This is a genomic window from Nocardia sp. NPDC059229 (assembly GCF_042754165.1).
In the GTDB taxonomy this organism is placed as follows: domain Bacteria; phylum Actinomycetota; class Actinomycetes; order Mycobacteriales; family Mycobacteriaceae; genus Nocardia.
Map to the genome: position 1 here is coordinate 78,760 of NZ_JBHZAK010000008.1, position 17,883 is coordinate 96,642.

General features: G+C 66.7%; 19 protein-coding genes. 10 read left to right on the plus strand and 9 right to left on the minus strand.

Annotation, left to right across the window (positions count from 1 at the left end):
- Nucleotides 1-167: 167 nt before the first annotated feature.
- On the minus strand, nt 168-1,085 hold the full coding sequence (locus tag ACFXHE_RS19680) for an SDR family NAD(P)-dependent oxidoreductase (protein WP_379384908.1): 918 nt from the start codon (nt 1,083-1,085) through the stop codon (nt 168-170).
- A 119-nt stretch (nt 1,086-1,204) separates the two neighbouring features.
- Between ACFXHE_RS19680 and ACFXHE_RS19685 the strand changes: the two genes are divergently transcribed.
- The gene (locus tag ACFXHE_RS19685; protein ID WP_379384910.1) at nt 1,205-1,903 is read left to right on the plus strand and encodes a TetR family transcriptional regulator; all 699 of its coding nucleotides are present in this window, start codon (nt 1,205-1,207) and stop codon (nt 1,901-1,903) included.
- Between the two features lie 12 nt (nt 1,904-1,915).
- Here ACFXHE_RS19685 and ACFXHE_RS19690 read toward each other — a convergent pair whose 3' ends face one another.
- Complete coding sequence (locus ACFXHE_RS19690) at nt 1,916-3,103, minus strand: PucR family transcriptional regulator (RefSeq protein ID WP_379384912.1); 1,188 nt, start codon at nt 3,101-3,103, stop codon at nt 1,916-1,918.
- A 127-nt stretch (nt 3,104-3,230) separates the two neighbouring features.
- Here ACFXHE_RS19690 and ACFXHE_RS19695 point away from each other — a divergent pair, with 127 nt between their 5' ends.
- From ACFXHE_RS19695 to ACFXHE_RS19705, 3 genes are read left to right on the plus strand one after another with little or no spacing between them, the layout of a single operon-like run.
- Complete coding sequence (locus tag ACFXHE_RS19695; protein ID WP_379384914.1) at nt 3,231-4,490, plus strand: acyl-CoA dehydrogenase family protein; 1,260 nt, start codon at nt 3,231-3,233, stop codon at nt 4,488-4,490.
- Between the two features lie 29 nt (nt 4,491-4,519).
- A complete protein-coding gene (locus tag ACFXHE_RS19700) occupies nt 4,520-5,269 on the plus strand; it encodes an SDR family oxidoreductase (RefSeq protein WP_379384916.1) in 750 nt (249 codons plus the stop codon).
- Nucleotides 5,266-6,354 (plus strand): phosphotransferase family protein, encoded by a 1,089-nt coding sequence (locus ACFXHE_RS19705; RefSeq protein ID WP_379384918.1) that lies wholly within the window; start codon nt 5,266-5,268, stop codon nt 6,352-6,354. Before ACFXHE_RS19700 ends, ACFXHE_RS19705 begins: the two co-directional genes overlap by 4 nt.
- Nucleotides 6,355-7,813: 1,459 nt before the next feature.
- Here the strand turns inward: ACFXHE_RS19705 and ligD are convergent.
- Together ligD and ACFXHE_RS19715 are read right to left on the minus strand one after the other, a co-directional pair.
- The gene (gene ligD / locus ACFXHE_RS19710) at nt 7,814-8,881 is read right to left on the minus strand and encodes a non-homologous end-joining DNA ligase (protein ID WP_379384920.1); all 1,068 of its coding nucleotides are present in this window, start codon (nt 8,879-8,881) and stop codon (nt 7,814-7,816) included.
- 186 nt (nt 8,882-9,067) lie between these two features.
- Nucleotides 9,068-9,871 (minus strand): SDR family NAD(P)-dependent oxidoreductase, encoded by an 804-nt coding sequence (locus ACFXHE_RS19715; RefSeq protein WP_379384922.1) that lies wholly within the window; start codon nt 9,869-9,871, stop codon nt 9,068-9,070.
- Between the two features lie 98 nt (nt 9,872-9,969).
- Here ACFXHE_RS19715 and ACFXHE_RS19720 point away from each other — a divergent pair, with 98 nt between their 5' ends.
- A complete protein-coding gene (locus ACFXHE_RS19720; RefSeq protein ID WP_379384924.1) occupies nt 9,970-10,638 on the plus strand; it encodes a TetR/AcrR family transcriptional regulator in 669 nt (222 codons plus the stop codon).
- A 91-nt stretch (nt 10,639-10,729) separates the two neighbouring features.
- The gene (locus ACFXHE_RS19725) at nt 10,730-11,395 is read left to right on the plus strand and encodes a peroxiredoxin-like family protein (RefSeq protein ID WP_379384926.1); all 666 of its coding nucleotides are present in this window, start codon (nt 10,730-10,732) and stop codon (nt 11,393-11,395) included.
- 89 nt (nt 11,396-11,484) lie between these two features.
- On the opposite strand, the gene ACFXHE_RS19730 is transcribed toward ACFXHE_RS19725, so the two are convergent.
- Entirely contained in the window at nt 11,485-12,183 is a 699-nt protein-coding gene (locus ACFXHE_RS19730) for a response regulator transcription factor (RefSeq protein ID WP_379384928.1), read from the minus strand.
- A 218-nt stretch (nt 12,184-12,401) separates the two neighbouring features.
- On the opposite strand from ACFXHE_RS19730, the gene ACFXHE_RS19735 reads away from it, so the two are divergent.
- The 4 genes from ACFXHE_RS19735 to ACFXHE_RS19750 are packed head-to-tail and all read left to right on the plus strand — an operon-like array spanning nt 12,402 to nt 15,762.
- On the plus strand, nt 12,402-14,114 hold the full coding sequence (locus ACFXHE_RS19735) for a cytochrome bc complex cytochrome b subunit (RefSeq protein WP_379384929.1): 1,713 nt from the start codon (nt 12,402-12,404) through the stop codon (nt 14,112-14,114).
- Nucleotides 14,115-14,142: 28 nt separating this feature from the next.
- Nucleotides 14,143-14,613 (plus strand): hypothetical protein, encoded by a 471-nt coding sequence (locus ACFXHE_RS19740; protein ID WP_379384930.1) that lies wholly within the window; start codon nt 14,143-14,145, stop codon nt 14,611-14,613.
- A gap of 26 nt (nt 14,614-14,639) precedes the next feature.
- Entirely contained in the window at nt 14,640-14,792 is a 153-nt protein-coding gene (locus tag ACFXHE_RS19745) for a hypothetical protein (RefSeq protein ID WP_354850676.1), read from the plus strand.
- Between the two features lie 52 nt (nt 14,793-14,844).
- Nucleotides 14,845-15,762 carry a 2-hydroxyacid dehydrogenase gene (locus ACFXHE_RS19750; RefSeq protein WP_379384932.1) on the plus strand — a complete coding sequence of 306 codons (918 nt, stop codon included), beginning with the start codon at nt 14,845-14,847 and terminating at the stop codon, nt 15,760-15,762.
- A 23-nt stretch (nt 15,763-15,785) separates the two neighbouring features.
- Here the strand turns inward: ACFXHE_RS19750 and ACFXHE_RS19755 are convergent, their stop codons facing one another.
- The 4 genes from ACFXHE_RS19755 to ACFXHE_RS19770 all read right to left on the minus strand — a co-directional run bounded on the left by ACFXHE_RS19755 (nt 15,786) and on the right by ACFXHE_RS19770 (nt 17,693).
- Nucleotides 15,786-16,379: a hypothetical protein gene (locus tag ACFXHE_RS19755; protein ID WP_379384934.1), complete on the minus strand. Its 594-nt coding sequence runs from the start codon at nt 16,377-16,379 to the stop codon at nt 15,786-15,788.
- Between the two features lie 114 nt (nt 16,380-16,493).
- The gene (locus ACFXHE_RS19760) at nt 16,494-17,039 is read right to left on the minus strand and encodes a hypothetical protein (protein WP_379384936.1); all 546 of its coding nucleotides are present in this window, start codon (nt 17,037-17,039) and stop codon (nt 16,494-16,496) included.
- Nucleotides 16,987-17,385, minus strand: a complete 399-nt coding sequence (locus ACFXHE_RS19765; protein WP_379384938.1) for a hypothetical protein — start codon at nt 17,383-17,385, stop codon at nt 16,987-16,989. Before ACFXHE_RS19765 ends, ACFXHE_RS19760 begins: the two co-directional genes overlap by 53 nt.
- Complete coding sequence (locus tag ACFXHE_RS19770; protein WP_379384940.1) at nt 17,352-17,693, minus strand: hypothetical protein; 342 nt, start codon at nt 17,691-17,693, stop codon at nt 17,352-17,354. The genes ACFXHE_RS19765 and ACFXHE_RS19770 overlap by 34 nt, the downstream gene beginning before the upstream one ends.
- Nucleotides 17,694-17,883 lie beyond the last annotated feature (190 nt).

A 17,883-nucleotide genomic window follows, 5' to 3' on the forward strand; every position in this document is an offset into this window, starting at 1 on the left:
GTTCCCGCCCCTGCGGCTGCGGGCCGCCGGCTCGAACCCGGCGGTCCATGTCAGCCCGACGCCGGCTTTGGTCGCCGCGGGTGAGCAGGCCGGCGCATTGCGTCGCTGCACCCGGTGGCTCGAAGCACGGCGCGAGAATCAGCCCACCGCACCCGCAACGTCGCCGGTCAGACCTCGAAGGTGACGCCGGTCAGCTGTTCGGAGACAGCCCACAGCCGCTGCTGTGCGGCCAGATCGTGAGATCGGTTGCTGGAAGCCACGACTCGCGGATATCCACGGATCTCTGCGAAGCCATCCGGGCCGTAGTACTGACCTCCGAGCACACCCGGATCGGTCGCGGCACGCAGTGTGGGCAGGGCGCCCTTCGCCGGGCTCTGTGCGACCAGCGGGGCCACCGCCGGTGCGAGCCACCGAATAACGGACGGGGAGTTGCGCATCAGTTCCGTGTTCGAACCGCCCGGATGTGCGGCGACCGCAATGGTATTGGCGCCGTGCGCGGTCAGTCGGCGCTGCAGTTCGTAGGTGAACATCAGGTTCGCCAGCTTGGACTGGCCGTAGGCGGCGACCCGGTCGTAGGACCGCTCCCACTGCAGGTCGTCGAAATGGATCTTGCCGCGGAAGCGGTGCGCGAGGCTTGCCACCGTGACCACCCGGGAGTTCGGGGTCTTCAGCAACAGGTCGAGGACCAATCCGGTCAGGGCGAAGTGCCCGAGATGGTTGGTGCCGAACTGCAGCTCGAATCCGTCCGCCGTGTTCTGCCGTGGCGGGTACATCAGGCCGGCATTGTTGATCAGGAGATCGATCCTCGGATGCGCGGTGCGCAGCTCGGCGGCGGCCGCGCGGACCGATTCGAGCGAGGCCAGGTCGAGGGCGACCACGCTCAGGCGCGCGCCGGGCGCGATCTCGGTGATCCGGGCAACGGCCTGTTTGCCCTTCTCGACGTCACGGACCGCCAGCACCACCGACGCTCCGTGCGCCGCCAGCACGCGGGCGGTTTCGAAGCCCAGTCCGGTATTGGCTCCGGTGACGACCGCGAGCCGGTCGTGCTGTTCGGGGACATCGTTCTCGGTCCACTTGTGCGCCATGGTTCCTCCGCTGCGGAATCAATCGAAATTGAGGACCACCGGTCTCTTAACCGGTTTGGACCCACAGTAAGAGACCGCCGGTCTCTAGTCAATGAACCGGCCCTCGGTACCATCGGTGCGTGGGATTCCAGAGAGCGCGCACCCAGGAGCAGCGGGAGGTGCGCCGCAGCACGATTCTGGAAGCCGCCGCGGCCATGCTCGATGACATGCCGGTCGCCGATCTGACCCTCAACGCGCTCAGCCGCCGCGTCGGGTTGGCGAAATCGAATGTGTTGCGCTACTTCGAATCTCGCGAGGAGATTCTGCTCGAACTGCTCGATCGGGGATTCCGCCAGTGGCTTGCCGAGTTGGCGGATGAATTGCCGGACGCCATCGATCCGCACTTGCCGGTGGAGGAACGGATCGATCGACTCGCGGCCGTCCTCAGTTGTTCGCTGCAGGACCACACCGCGTTCTCGGATCTGGTAAGCGCCCAGGCGGGCGTGCTCGAGCACAATGTGTCGGTCGACGTGGTCGTTCGGTACAAGCGCTCCACCCTCGAGAACCTCACCATCCTTGCCGACCGTGTCCGCCAAGCGGTGCCGGAACTCGGCGACAAGGCATTGACGATCTGTCTGATGGGCGTGGCCATGGTCGCAGGGCTGTACGCCCATGGCCGGCCGTCGGCGAGCACGGTGGCGGCCTACGATGCCGACCCCGGCCTGGCCGCACTGCGCATCGACGTGTGCGCCGCGCTCGAAGAATCCCTGGCGACACTGATGACCGGTGTTCTGCATCGTCCGAACGGCTCGAAATATCGCCCGCGCGAATCGAAATGAGGACTCCGGGCGTTATGCGCCCATGCCCGATTCGCTGTTCCGGCGGTAAGTGAGCAGCCACCAGGCCACGATCAGATCGTCGGTGCGGTCGAGGTTCAGGCCGGTGATCTCGGCGAAGCGCAGCAACCGGTTTCGGACGGTATTGCGATGGAGGTAGAGCTTGGCGGCGGTTTCGTCGATACGGCGGTCGCAGTCGAGGTACGCCTCGACCGTGGCAGCCACCTCGGCGCCGGCGCTGTGACGCAACAGCGGCGCGAGGTGCTTCGCGGCGAGGACGTCCACGGCCTCGTCGGGATACGCGAGCAACGGTAGTGGTCCCAACGTCGCCAGATCGACCAGCCCGGTCCGATCGTTGCGGGCGGCGAGGTCGAAGGCCTGGCGGGCGTGGCGATAGGACAGCGGAGCCTCGGTCAGCGGCACCGAGGGCCCCAGGGCCACGGTTCCTATCGGCGGCCGGTCGTCCGGTGTGTGCGGGAGCAGGGCGACCAGGTGGCGGTCGATGACGGTGTCGACGACCGGCAGTTTCGATGTCGATCCGCGTGCGCGCAGGTATGCGAGCAGTTCGGAGGCGGCTTTCGTCTCATCCCAGGCGACATAGGCGACGTGGTAGCGGTGATCCGGATCCACCCTGTGGTGCCCGGCCTCGGCGGCGATCGCCGCCGGGGACAGGCTGCCGTCGACCAGACGGCGTAGAAAGTCCGCGCGCCGGGTGGCACCGTCGATGGCCCGGTCCTGCAGGACCATGTGCACCGCGGTGGCCGAGGCGGTGGCCCACTCCCACATGAGGTCCTGCATGGCGTCGATCTCGGCCGCCGGTATCTCGGCGGCGACCGCGCGTTCACGGACGATCGCGAATATCCGGCGTGCCCCGATCTGGATGCTGTGTGCGACGAGTTCGAGCGGGATCTGCTGGTCGGCCCACACGCGAGCGAGGGCGGCCAGCTCATCGAAACTCGATTGCGCCAGGTCTGCGCGCAGATGACGGACCGCGATCTCGAGCACGGCACGCGTGTTCTGCTCGATCGAGTCGGGGTCGACCTGGTCATAGACGGGAAGGCTGTCGCGGTACAGGCGGGTGAGGTCCGCCGAGATCTGGCGCAGTTCCGGGTCGGCCGCGGAGATCATCGTCGCTATCCGGGCGGCGGTTTCCCTCCGGCCCGGCCCGAGCGGAACCGCCGGCCGGTCTGTGTTCGTCACCATCGTGAGTTCCTCGTCAGCTCACCCATATGCATATGCACACCCAATGGGGTTCTCATGCCCATTCAATCGATGTTCGGACCCCACCAGAATGGCATATGCACATCTTGCCTCAGGAAATCGAGGAGTCATGGACTTTGCACCCAGCGCTCGCGCTGCCGATCTTGTCGAGCGCGTACGCCGTTTCGTGGACGACGAGATCCTCCCCGTCGAACCCGGGTATCACCGGGAGCTTGCCGCGGTGCGCGACGCGGGTGGGGATCCGTGGCAGCCATTGCCGATGCTGGCCCAGTTGCGGGCCAAGGCCCGTTCGGAGGGCCTGTGGAATCTGTTCCTGCCGGCCGCGCACGCGGGTGAGTACGCCGCACGATTCGGCACCGACGGTGGGGCGGGCCTGACCAACACCGACTACGCGCCGATCGCCGAGGTCACCGGACGATCGTTCCTGGCCCCGCATGTATTCAATTGCAACGCACCCGATTCGGGAAACATGGAAGTCCTGTTGCAGTACGGGGATCAGGCTCAGCGCGATCGCTGGCTGGAGCCCCTGCTCGACGGCAGGATTCGCTCCGCGTTCGCCATGACCGAACCCGGCGTCGCGTCCTCGGACGCGACGAACATGGCGGCCACCGCGGTGCTCGACGGCGACGAGGTCGTCCTCAACGGCCGGAAATGGTGGACTACCGGCATCGGCCATCCGGACTGCGAGGTCATTCTGTTCATGGGTTTGACCGATCCGGACGCCGGCAAGCACCGCCGCCACACCATGGTGATCGTCCCCCGCGACACCCCCGGCGTCCGTGTGGAGCGGATGCTGCCCACGATGGGCCGATACGACGAGCCCTTCGGGCACGGCGAAGTCTCGTTCACCGATGTTCGTGTGCCGTCGTCCCATATCCTGCTCGGCCCCGGCCGGGCCTTCGAGATCGCGCAGGGACGGCTGGGTCCCGGCCGCGTGCACCACTGCATGCGTCTGATCGGACTCGCCGAGTACGCCCTCGAGGCGGCCTGCCGTCGAGCTCTCGATCGCACCGCATTCGGAAAGCCCTTGGCGAACCTCGGCGGCAACCGCGAGCGGATCGCCAAGGCGCGCATCGCCATCGACTCCGCGCGGCTGCTGGTGCTCAATGCCGCATGGAAGCTCGACACGGTCGGTGCGTTCGGTGCGCTCAGTGAAATCAGCCAGATCAAGGCGCATGTGCCGACGGTGGCACAGGACGTCATCGACTTCGCCATGCAAATCCACGGCGGCGCAGGCATATCCGACGATTTCCCACTCTCCGCGGCGTGGACGGCCGCGCGAGCGATCCGGCTGGCCGACGGCCCCGACGAGGTGCACCTGGACCTCGTCGGACGTGTCGAACTCGCCAAGTATGCCGAGCGCCGGTGAGAGAACCCGAGAAAGCGAGACCGCATTCCATGAGCAAGGGCACGATCATCATCACCGGAGCCAGTTCCGGTCTGGGCGAGGAGATGGCGCGACAGTTCGCCGCGCGCGGGTATGACCTCGGGCTGTGCGCACGGCGTATCGATCGGCTCACCGCACTGAAAGATGAACTCGCCGAGGCCCATCCGGGCGTCCGGGTCGAGATCGCCGCCCTCGATGTCACCGATGACGACGCCGTGCGGGCTACTTTCGGAGTCTTCCGCGCGGCCTTCGGGACCATTGATCGGGTCATCGTCAATGCCGGCAGTGGTCTGGGCGCGGCGCTGGGCACGGGCGGCGCCGCAGCCAACCGCACCACGGCGATGACCAACTTCGTCGGCGCGCTGTCGCAGAGCGAGCACGCGCTGGAGATCTTCCGTGCACAGCAGCGCGGCCATCTGGTGCTGATCTCGTCGTTCTCGGCGGTGCGGGGAATGCGGCGCTCGATGACCGTCTATGCGGCCAGCAAGGCCGGGGTGGCCGCGCTGGCCGAGGGGCTGCGTTCCGAACGCATTCCCGGCGTGGATATTTCGCTGATCCTGCCGGGATACATCCGCTCCGAGATCAATGCCGCGGCCGCGGACCGCACCAAATTCATGGTCGACACGGTGCCCGGTGTCGCGTCCATGGTCGCCGCCATCGAGGCTCGCCGAGCCGTCGCGTATGTCCCCAGCTGGCCGTGGGTTCCGCTCGCGGTGGCCATGAAGGTGCTGCCCCTGTCGATCGTGAGGAAGCTGACGTGATATCGACCCCCGGCCCGACGCGAACGGAGGCCCGGCAGGTGCGGTCCGAGGACGCCTTCGACGTGGACGCACTGGCGGCCTGGCTACGTACTCAGGTCGCCGACGAAACGCTGACCGGTATCCCCTCGGTCCGTCAGTTCTCCGGTGGCGCTTCGAATCTGACGTACCTGCTGGAGTACCCGGGCCGTGACCTCATTCTGCGGCGGCCCCCGGCCGGGCGGCACGGCGAAGGGGCGCACGACATGGCCCGGGAGTACCGCGTGCAGACCGCGCTCGGGCCGGTGTTCGACTACGCACCGTCGACCGTCGCGCTGTGCGAGGACCCCGAAATCCTCGGGGCCCCTTTCTATCTGATGGAACGGCTCGACGGCATCATCCCCCGCAAGGAGTTCCCCCCGGACCTGGAGCTCACCACGCTGCAAGTCGGCAAGCTGTGTACGAACGTTCTCGACATACTGGTCGATCTGCACACGATCGATCCCGAGGCGGCGGGGCTGAGCTGGATGTCGAAGGGGCCCGGCTATGTCGCCCGTCAGGTGGCGGGCTGGTCGAAGCGCTACCGACGGGCCAGGACCTGGAATGTGGGCTCGTTCGAATCGGTGATGGCGTGGCTGGCCGCCAATCAGCCGCCCGATCGCGGGGCCGTGCTCATCCACAACGACTTTCGTTTCGACAACATCGTCCTCGACCGCTCCGATCCGACCCGGCCCATCGGGCTGCTCGACTGGGAGATGGCCACCATCGGGGATCCGCTGATGGACCTCGGCAGCGCGCTCGCGTACTGGGTCCAGCAGGACGACGGCCGGGCGTTCAAGTTCTTCCGCCGCCAGCCCACCCACACCCCCGGCATGCTGACGCGCCGTGGGGTCGTCGAATACTACTGCCGGCGAACAGGAATCGGTCTCACCGATCGCGAATGGGCCTTCTACGAGGTCTTCGGCCTGTTCCGGCTGGCGGTCATCTGCCAGCAGATCTATTTCCGGTACCACCACAGGCAGACGACCAATCCGGCTTTCCGGTTCTTCGGGCTCGCCGTCGTCCTGCTGGAACGCCGCTGCCGCAAGATCATTCACAGGAACAGGTGACATGACCGTCGACTTTCCCGAGGCGTCCGGCGCACGCCCCACCACCCCGACCCTGACCCGGATCCTGGCCGATGCCGCGCACCCCGCCGCACCTGAGCTGGTACCGCGGATTCGTCGAAACCGGGCGTGGCGCACCGACTATGCCGCGCTGCTCGCCGAACTGACCAGTGCCTCGGCCGGAAGTACGGAGGTCGCGCATGCGGTCGCGGCACGCGGACTCACGTCGGCCCGTCGACACATGGTCTGGCGCAAGGGCACGGTCGACATTCCGCTGACCGACCTCGATCTCACGACCGGCGCGGTCTGGCAAGCCGATACGGCTACCGTCACCGGCTGCAACCGCCCGGTGACGCAGCTACAGATTCCCTACCGCGGCCGACAGCTGAGCGGGGCCGATCTGCTCGAGCAACTCGACACCTGGGTTGCCGAGGGTGTCGCCGAACCCTCGTTCCGCGCGGCCATCGGCCGGGTGGTGGCCAATCCGCAGTGGCTGTCGGTGCCCGGCCGCAGCATCGTGCTGCTGGGTGCCGGGGCCGAGCTCAGCCCGCTGACCATGCTGTCCGCGTGGGGTGCCGACATCCTCGCCGTCGATGTGGCCGGCCGCGATCTGTGGCAGCGGATCGGTGAAACCGCCCGCAGCGGCGCGGGCACGGTCCAGTGGCCGCTGCGCCCCGACGGCACACCGGGCTTGGACCTGGCCATCGAGCTGCCCGAGCTGAGCGCCTGGCTGACCGCCGAAAGCCATGAGCTGCCACTGGTTCTCGGCATGTACGCCTACGCCGATCGCGGCGCGCACGTCCGTATCACGATGGCCGCCGACCTCCTGGCCACCTATCTGTCCGGGCTCGATGCACGGACCGCGCTCGCCTACCTCGCCACCCCCACCGACGCCTTCGTCGTACCCCGCGAGGTCGTGAACGCCGGAGTAAGCGCATGGCGCGGGCGCGGGTGGCCGAAATACCTGGACAGCGTGACCCGCTCGGTATCGCGAGGCACGCTCTTCCGGCCGCCGTACACCACGACGGACGAAGACGGGACCGGCCTCGCCGATGTTCTCGTGCCCCAGCAGGGACCCAGTTATGCGCTGGCCAAACGCCTCCAGCGCTGGCGCGGCATCACCGCGGAACACGACGGTCAGCTCGTCTCGTTCAATGTCGCGCCCGCGTCGTGGACCCGTTCGGTCACCAAGAATCGCGCACTGGCTGCCGCCTACGGGGGTGCGCACCACTTCCGGGTCGAGGTATTCGAACCCGACACCTGCCGCGTACTGATGGCCGCCCTGCTGGTCCACGACCTGCACCGGCCGCCGACACCGCGGCCGCACCCGGAAGCGCTGTTCAGCGACCAGGCCCTGCACGGCGGATTGTGGCGCGCCGCCTTGAACCGAGGTCCGCACTCGGGTTCGCCGCCTTGCTGGGAATGCTGCGCCCGGGCGCGCCGCGCTGACCCCCGCGCGGCGCTACGGCTCTCGGCGGATTTCGCGGGGGTTCTTGTCGAACCGCAATCCACGCCACGATGGATGCCTGAGTCGGGCGTCGCTGGTCCAGCCGGTGAAGGTCACCTCGCCGACGAGTTCGGGTTCGACCCAAACCGCGTCGGGCACGGGAGCCGCGACTGAGGGTGTGTTGCGTTGCAGCGGTTGGAGTTTCGCACTCAGGTCGTCGAGCGTTGCCTGAGTGAAGCCCGTGCCGACGTTACCGATGTAGGTGAGTTCGCCCGTGTCGTCGTGGACTGCCATCAGTAGTGAGCCGATGTGACCGGCTCGCTGGCCGGCGCCCGGGCGCCAGCCGACGATGACGACTTCCTGATCACGGACGTTCTTGACCTTGATCCAGAGCGGGCTGCGCCGCCCGGGCAGATAGGGACCGTCGAGGCGTTTGCAGACGATGCCTTCCAGCCGTAGGCGTCGTGATTCGTCGAGCACCGCCTCACCGGGACCCTTCAGGCGGGGTGGTGTCTGCCAGTGCGGTCCGCGGAGGTCGAGTTGTTCGAGTAATTCCCGCCGCTGCCGGTAGGGCAGGTCGATCAGCGAGCGATCACCGACGTGGAGCAGGTCGAAGATCATGTAGGTGGCCGGGGTCGTGGTGGCCAGGGATCGGATCATGGCAGGGTTGCGCTGATGCATCCGCGGCTGAAGAGCTTCGAACGAGGATCGTCCGTCCTCGCCGAGCGCAACGATTTCGCCGTCCAGGACGAAGGCGGGGCTCGAGGGTCCGAGCGCGGCGAGTTCCGGCCAGGCCGCGGTGATGTTCTTGTCGTTGCGGGACATCAGCCGCAGACCATCGCTGACGTAGCAGATGGCGCGAATGCCGTCGAACTTGACCTCGTAGTTCCATTTCGCGTCGTCGTGGGGAACCACGCCGGCCGTGGCCAGCATCGGCGCGTAGCGCGGCAGCCCGGTCACATCCGTCTCACTGCCATCGCCGGTCCTCTCGCGAACTCGAACGGTGTGTCCTGACAGCTGCTCGAATAATACCGACCGGTATGCCATATCGAGGCCGCGGCGCTCATTCGAGTTCGACCACACCGCGCGTGGGTGACACCCCCGAGGCTGTCGCCGATCAGCGATCCCAATTCAGCCGGGCAGGTGCCGCCCAGCCTGCGACACACCGCGAGTGCCCCCGGCGAATCCGAAAGTGTTCTTCAGCCTGGAATACCCGAATTGCTATGCGACCGAATGTCTTCCGGCGTGCTGTGAGCCCAATGCGGGTTGTCAATTGCTGGTGGTGGCGCGGCCGATCAGCTGTCCGAACATGATGGTCTGTATGCGGCGCGGGGTGAGGTATTTGCCCATGAAGTCGCTGATCTTGTTCATGCGGCCGGGGATGAGCAGGGGTTTGCGGCCCAGGTCCCGCAGTGCCTTCGTGACGACCGCGCTGGCGGGGGCCATGGGCAGCGGCAGCTTGGTGAAGTCGATGCCTTCGGCGGTTTCCACGCCCTCGGTGTGCGTGGGGCCGGGGGCGAGGGTGAGGACGTCGACGCCGGTGCGGCGCAGTTCGTACTGCAATGCCTGGCCGAAAGAGGCGATATAGGCCTTCGCAGCCGCGTAATTGGCCAGATAGGGGGCGGGTGCGAACGCGATGGTCGAGGCGACCAGGATCAGCGCGCCGCCGCCTCGTGCACTGAACCGGCGGCCGTAGGCGTGGGCGAGTTGCATGGGGACGACCAGGTTGAGCTCTACCAGCGCGGTCTCGGCGGCGAGCGGGTTGTCCAGGAACCGGCCCGCGGTGACCACGCCGGCGGCGGCGACCACCAGGCCGACGTCGAGGGGCTGGGTGCGCCGGGTCAGCTCGTCGACGGCGCCGGGGCTGCCCAGGTCCAGCTCGATGATCTCCGCGACGGTGCCGTGCTCGGCGTGCAGGCGGTCGGCCAGCGCGGACAAGCGTTGCTTGCGGCGGGCTACCAGCACGAGATTGAACCCGGCGGCAGCGAGCTGGGCGGCGAATTCGGCGCCGATGCCCGCCGATGCTCCGGTCACCAGCGCATAGGGCCCGTACCGCGTCTGCAGGTTCTTCATGACGATCTCCCTCGATGGAAGAATTTGGCTCTATCAGGCCAATCGTGTGCTGACTAAAATGGAATGTCAATTCCAGAAATCGCGATATCGTGAAGGTTATGAGCAGCACGAAGCCGCGGCGCTTGACACCGAAGGGCGAGCAGACGCGGCAACGGATCGTGGTGGCGGCAGCGCAGTTGATGTTCGAGCACGGTGTCGCCGCGACCACCGTCGAGGACGTACGCGATGCAGCCGGGGTGAGCAACTCGCAGGTCTACCACTACTTCACCGACAAGAACGCGCTGATCCGCGCGGTGATCGCCTACCAGAGCGACACCGTCGTCGGCGGGCAGGAACCCATGTTCGCCCGACTGGACACCGTCGACGGTTTCCGGGCCTGGCGGGACTTCCTCGTCGCGCACCAGCGACGGATGCATTGCCGGGGCGGCTGCCCCCTGGGTTCGCTGGGAAGTGAACTGGCCGAGATCAATTCCACTGCCCGCGCCGATGTCGCCACCGCGTTCCGCCGCTGGGAATCCGGGGTTCGGTCCGGGCTGCGATCCATGGCCGAGGCCGGTCGCCTCGACCCCGCCGCCGACCCGGACAAACTCGCCACCACCACCCTGGCCGCGCTGCAGGGAGCGCTGCTGCTGACCCAGCTGCAACGCGACACCGCGCCACTGGAAATCGCCCTGGACACGATGATCGACCACATCACGTCCCGCACCCGGCCCGCCTCGGACAACGCCCAGAAAAGTGGCATTGATAGTCCAATTTCTTCTCGGTAGGACTGGAGTAGCGAATCCATTTTCGCCGAGCACCGGGCCGAATGGGTCGGGTGCTTGTCTCCTCACTTCCACTGCCTGGAAAGGGACGGATATGACCAGCACGAACACCACCATCGCCCAGCGCGTTGAGCTCATGCACCAGTCCATGGCCGACCAGATCCCCGAGAGCGCATTGGCCGCCTTCGGCGCCGAGCAGGCCGGCCTCGCCAGTGACGGGATCCCCGAGGGCGTCGCGCAGGCGGGAACTGCGATGCCGGACGCCGACCTCCTCGACGTGCATGGCAACCCCACCAGCCTGTACGCTGCCCTCGCCGGGAAGCCGGCGGTCCTCGTCATCTACCGCGGTGCCTGGTGCCCCTACTGCAACCTGGCGCTGCGGGCATACGAAGAGCAGCTGGCGCCGACCCTGACCGAGCGCGGCATCGGTTTGATCGCGCTCAGTCCGCAGAAGCCCGACGGCTCGCTGACCATGGCGGAGAAGAACGATCTGACCTTCACCGTGCTCTCCGATCCCGGGAACCAGATCGCCCGAGCACTCGGCGTCCTCACCGCACCCACCGACCAGGTCCGCGAAGCCCAGCGAAGCCTGGGCCTGGATCTGCCAACATTCAACGCCGACAACGGATACGGCCTGCCGATGCCAACCGTGCTGGTCATCGGCAGCGACAAAACAATTCGCTGGATCGATGTTCACCCCAACTACGCCACCCGCACCGAAACCACCGATATCCTCACCGCCGTCGACATTCTCGACTGACCGCCCGCGGGATGCCGAACCGATCCTGCGCGGGATCGGTCTGCACGCGTCAATCCCGTAGGCAGCAGACCGCAGCGGCCAGCGGCGAATCATGCTGTGGGACTTTCTCTCCGGCCGCCGTCGCTGCGCAGCCGATAGCCCGCGCCGCGTACGGTCTCCAGTGAGATCACGCCGAACGGACGGTCGATCTTTTCCCGTAGTCCGCGGATGTGGACGTCCACGACATTGGAGCGCGATTCGTATGCGAAATCCCAGCAGTGCTCGGTGAGCAGTTCCCGGGTCAGCACCGCGCCGGGCTGCCGCGCGAACATCTCCAGCAGTGCGTATTCCTTTGCAGTGAGCACGATTTCATCGTCACCGCGCCAGCATCGTCGTGCCGCGGTATCGATGCGGAGATCGCCGACCCGCAGCACGGCCGGCCGCGGGACCGGGCCGCGCCGGAGCAGAGCCCGCAACCGGACGAACAGCTCGTCGAGATGAAACGGTTTGGTGAGGAAGTCGTCGGCACCGTCGTCGAGCCCCGTGAGCCGGTCGCGCACCGCGCCGCGCGCGGTCAGCATCAGCACCGGCACCCAGACGCCCTCGTTCCGCAATCGCCGGCACACCTCGAACCCCGAGAATCCGGGCAGCATCACATCCAGCACGACCGCGTCGTATGCGCGGCTGGCGGCCGCACCGTAACCATCGGGTCCATCCGCCGCGACGTCGACGGCGTACCCCTCCGCGGTCAGCCCACGCCGCAGCAGCCGCGCCATCTTCGGCTCGTCCTCGACCACCAGCACCCGCATATGGATCAACCTCCCGCCCACACTCTCGGCATCGGCAACGCCGGGCAACCCCGACGCGAAAGTCCATCCCGTTCATGACCACACCTACGCCGCGCCTCCGGAACGCAGCGAGTTGATCTTCATGAATTCTTCATCTTCGCGGCGTACACCAAGATCGACAAGGCGTGATGTCACGCTCTGCCGGGTGACGCCACCCGGCATGCCGAAGGAGACCGGTCATGGCACGGATCCGACGCCACACATCCGCCCTCGCCGTCCAGGCCAACGCGGCCGACGAGCGCTATCGCCTCGCGGCTTTCATCAAACGGTCGATCAACAAGGTCTTCCCTACGCACTGGTCGTTCCTGCTCGGTGAGATCGCCCTCTACAGCTTCATCATCCTGGTGCTGACCGGCGTATATCTGACGCTGTACTTCGATCCGTCGATGACCGACGTGGTCTACAACGGGCCGTATCAGCCGCTGCGCGGAGTGACGATGTCCCGGGCCTACGAATCCACCCTGAACATCTCCTTCGAAGTCCGTGGCGGCCTGTTCATCCGTCAGGTCCACCACTGGGCCGCACTGCTGTTCGTCGCCTCGATGATCGTGCACCTGTTCCGCGTCTTCTTCACCGGCGGGTTCCGCAAACCACGCGAGGCCAACTGGGTGATCGGCGCCATCCTGTTGATCCTGGCCATGTTCGAGGGCTTCTTCGGCTATTCGCTGCCCGACGATCTGCTCTCGGGCACCGGGCTGCGACTGGCCTTCGGCGGCATCACGATGGGCCTGCCCGTCGTCGGCACCTGGCTGCACTGGCTGCTCTTCGGCGGCGACTTCCCCGGCGACATCATCGTGCCCCGCATGTTCATCACCCACGTGCTGCTGATCCCCGGCATCATGCTCGCCCTGATCGCCGCTCACATCGCCCTGGTCTGGTACCAGAAGCACACGCAATACCCCGGTCCGGCGCGAACCGAACGCAACGTGATCGGCACTCGGATCGTGCCGGTCTTCTCCCTGGATCAGGGCGCGTTCTTCGCGTTCACGCTGGCCGCGCTGGCGCTCATGGGCGGCCTGCTGCAGATCAATCCGATCTGGAACCTCGGCCCCTACAACCCCTCCCAGGTGTCGGCAGGATCGCAACCGGACTTCTACATGATGTGGACCGAGGGCCTGGCCCGCACCATGCCACCGTGGGAACTGTATCTGGGCCGTTACACCATTCCCGCCGCATTCTGGGTCGCCCTGATCATGGGCCTGATCTTCGCGGTGCTGATCGTCTATCCGTGGATCGAGAAGCGCCTCACCGGCGACACCGCCCGCCACAACCTGCTCCAACGTCCCCGGGATGTGCCGGTGCGCACCGGCATCGGCGCCATGTCCATCACCACCTATGTGATCCTGACCTTGATGGGCGCCAACGACATCATCGCGTACAAGTTCCACATCTCCCTCAACGCCACCACCTGGGCGGGCCGCATCGGCATCCTGCTGCTGCCGCCGCTGGCCTACTTCATCGCCTACCGGATCTGCGTCGGATTGCAGCGAGCCGACCGGACCGTACTCGAGCACGGCATCGAAACCGGCGTTATTCGTCGCCTCCCCCACGGCGAATACATCGAGCTGCACCAATCACTCGGCCCCGTCGACGACCACGGCCACCCAGTCCCATTGGACTACCAGGGCGCACCAGTGCCGAAGAAGATGAACCGACTCGGGATCGCCGGCAAACCCGGCAGCGGCAGCTTCTTCATCGCCGACCCACCCGACCAAGTCGCGGCCCTCCGCCAGGCCGACCACGCCGCCGAATCGGCCCAGCTGACAGTCCTACGGACCTACCAGCAGCGCATCACGGGACAGGAACAGTCCGCGAACGGGACACCGGATGGCCGTGAGCCGACAGACTCCGCGGACGGGACTCGCCGGACAACCCACCGGTCCGGGGTTTGACCAGCGGACGAACGGGCATTGCCCCACTATGTTCACAATCATCGGGCTCATCGCTCTGCTGGGTGCTGTGACCGTGGGCGTGGCCGGGATCCAGGCCAACAGCGGTGGCGCACATGCGCTTCCGAATGGCTTCACCGTTTTCGACCACACCTATCACGGATCCGCCGGGCTGCTGTTCGCCTACGGAATCCTGATCGGCGCGATCGGCACGGCGGGATTCATCCTCACGCTGGCCGGAATCTGGACCACGTCGCGACGCGGCACGGTCGCGCGGCGCGAGCTGCGCCAGTCGCGGCGCGAGATGGCCGCGGCGCGAAAGGAACTCGCGAAACCGGCGCCGGCGGCCACGGCGGCGCGTAACGTGGAGCAGCCCCGAAAGCAGGCGGTTCCCATGCCCAAGACGACGCCGAAACGTGTATTCGCGAAGCCGAATTGGTCGGTCAACCGCTTCCTCAACCGTCCGGGGACACCCGCGAAAACCGAATCCGCCGCCAAATAGGACTCCGGTCCGCAGAGGACAATCGAATGCTCGCCGTGCTCGGCCTCGCATTGCTCGACGCGGGCTGGCTCATCGCCACCCCGGCCCTCACCGCCCTCGGCATCATCGTGCTGACCGTGGCCCTGATCCGCTGGCTGCTGGGCGCGCCCGCCCGCTACCTCGCCCATCCCCGGTACTGATCGGAACCGACCGCGCCGACCGGGATTCGGCCGGTCGGCTAGCGTCGCTGACATGACGGTGACGGTGCTGGTTCCCGACGACCATGGTTATGCGGCGATCTCCCGGCTCGAGGGGGCGCGGCCAATGCGCTACACCCTCGGCAAGCCGCCGCCCGCCGGGGCGGATGCGGCGGAGGTGCTGGTGCCCGCCTTCCTGGCCGGCCGGCCGGAGAGCATGGCGCTGGCCCGGTCGCTGCCGAAGCTGCGGCTGGTGCAGCTGCTGACCGCGGGCGCCGAGGCCTGGGTGGGCGAGCTGCCGGATCGGGTGATGATCTCGACGGCCCGGGGTGCGCACGGGGCGAGCACCGCCGAGTGGACGATCACCGGATTGCTCACGGTCTACCGGGAATTCGTCGAATTCGCCGTTGCCCAGCGCGAGCACCGCTGGATCCAGCACCGCACGGACACCTTGCACGGCAAGCGAATCCTGATCATCGGTGCGGGTGATCTGGCGACGGAATTGCGGCGCATGCTGCTGCCGTTCGACACCACAGTCGAACTGGTCGGTACGCAGGCCCGGGAGGGCGTGCACGGCGTCGGCGAAATCCCCGACCTGCTCCCGCATTTCGATGCGGTCGTGCTCATGGTTCCGGTCACCACGGCCACCATCGGCATGGTCGACGCGGCGTTCCTGGCCCGCATGCCCGACCGCGCGATTCTCGTCAATGCCGCCCGCGGCCCCGTGGTGCGCACCGACGACCTGCTGGCCGAACTGCAATCCGGCCGGCTGCGCGCCATCCTCGACGTCACCGATCCGGAACCACTGCCCGCCGGCCACCCACTGTGGGACGCACCGGGCCTGCTGCTCACCCCGCACGTCGGTGGCAGCAGCAGCGGAAACCTGCAGCGCGGCTGGGCCATCGCCACCGCGGAGATCGCACGCTACCTGGCGGGCGAGCCACCACAGAACCTGATCGACGGCGAATACTGAACCGGCACAGACGATCCCACCCGCTACAGGGTGTCCTTCCCGATCGGCCGATTGATGCCACGCCACTCACGCTCCCAGCGCGCATAACGCCTGGCATCGAACACCGTGCCCGTGAACCACACGGTCGCGGCGGCCGCACACCACGTCTCGACCAGCACCGCGAGCCCGGTCCCGATCCCCTCGGCGGCCGCGGCTCCCGGCCGTGCGGGCGCCTGCGTCGGCTGCCCGTTCTTGATCCACACCGTCACCGTGGCCCCCGCGACCTGCGGCCCGGGCACGTCCACGGTGGCGGTCTCGGTCTTGCCGTCGCTGTTCCACTGCACGGGCGCCTGATACCGCGCCTGATTGCCCGCGTAATGATCCGAATCCGGCAACCGCACGGCATCCGCGGTCTCCGTGGCCGTCACCCTGACTTTCCCCGCATCCTGCGCCGCGATCCGATCCTGCGCGCCGGTATAGCTCACGCTCCCCACCGCCCCCGCCACCGGCACCGCCGCGACCACGACCACCACGGCCACCGCCCGCAGCACCACCTCGGCCCGATCCGAGACACGCAGCAGCGGATTCCGGTTCCACGGCCGCACCCGCCAGAGCCGAGTCGGCAACGAAGGACGCATCGACACCTGGACCGCCTCTCTCCACGCGTCGTCGTACCGCTTACATAGGTAGCTCTACCCCATTCGATACGCCACCAACCTGCCGAACGTCAAGGTCACAGCGTCGCTCCCGCTTCACGCGGCCTCCAGATTCACACTTTGCTCACGTTTTGAGGGTCGCAGCGACTCCATTGCCACCACGTTGTCCACCGCTGGACGGGTGTACCCCTCCGGGTCGATGTAGTGCACAGTCACGATCGTGGACGCCTCTCTGTGCCCCAGCTGAGCGCTGGCCCGCAGCGGATCGTTCGTCTTGCCTGTTACGTGTGTCGCGGCAGTGTCTCGCAGGTTGCCGTACTGCACCCATTCCAGGGCTGTGCCCCGAACCACCTTCTGCAGCAGTTGATCCGCGGCGGCCGTCGACACCAGGCACGCCCGCTTGCTGACCAGTACATGAGTGGTCTCATCGACATCGCCGGCCAGTCGACGCCACTCCCGCAACTCGACCGTCAGCCACATTGGCAGCGTCAGGTAATAGAAGCGCCCATTGTTCTTGCGCTTCTCCTGGCGGAAGGAACCGTGCTCGCCCTTGATGACCCTGCCGCAGAGATGGATGACAGCGCACTCGTCACCAGCCCGCAGCGATACTTCGTCTACTGCGCCCGAGCGATGAAAGGTCATACAGCGCTTCACGTTCCGCCAGCCTCAACGCCCGCTGCTGTCCCCCGCGTGCGGACGGGTTCGACACGGGCAGCATCGGGCTGTACTCGAACGGACCGCTCAGCACGAGCCGCTGGAAGATCGCCGAGAGGACTGTGTAGTGCTGGTGCGCTATCCCCGGCGCTACGGTTGCGATGTCCTCCAGATAGTCGGCGAGGTAGCCCGAATCCCCCACTTCGCGGAGAGTCAAGTCGCCCATCTCCGTTTCCAGCCGAATCGCATCGTCTTTGGATCTCGGCCCATCGGAGACGTAGATCATCCGACGATAGATGTTCACCGTTTGCGGCTTGATCTCTCCCTTCGCCACCGCTTCTCACACAGGTCGATGAACCAATCGAAGACATCGATCATCTTGTCGTCGAGCACGAACTTTCTCGACGCATTGTTGTTGCGGCGCTGGCGAACCGAACCCTTGTTTCGGTTGACCTCGAACCGTTCCTCCCAGTCCTCGAGGCACTCGTCGCGGGTGTACCCAGACCCGCCCGTGGTGGTATAGCCGCCGCCGAACGTCCGATGCCGGATGCGGTCCAATCGCCAGACACCGTCAAGTCCCTTCTTAGGGGTCAGCTGGGCCTTTGTCGGCGGTCCGCCTGGTACCAGCTTGTCCCTGGCCAAGGCAATCTCCCCTTCCTCTGCGCTACGGATCGGTTTGCGCCCGCTCCCACTCGAAGTAGTCCTCGCTGGGATATCGGACTCGTCACCTGCGAGCCGAATACACTTCGGCCCCTGGCCAATTGACGCCCAGTTTGCGAGCGTCTTCGGGGCCAGCCTCAACCGGTGCGCCACTTGCGCCCTGGTTAGATAT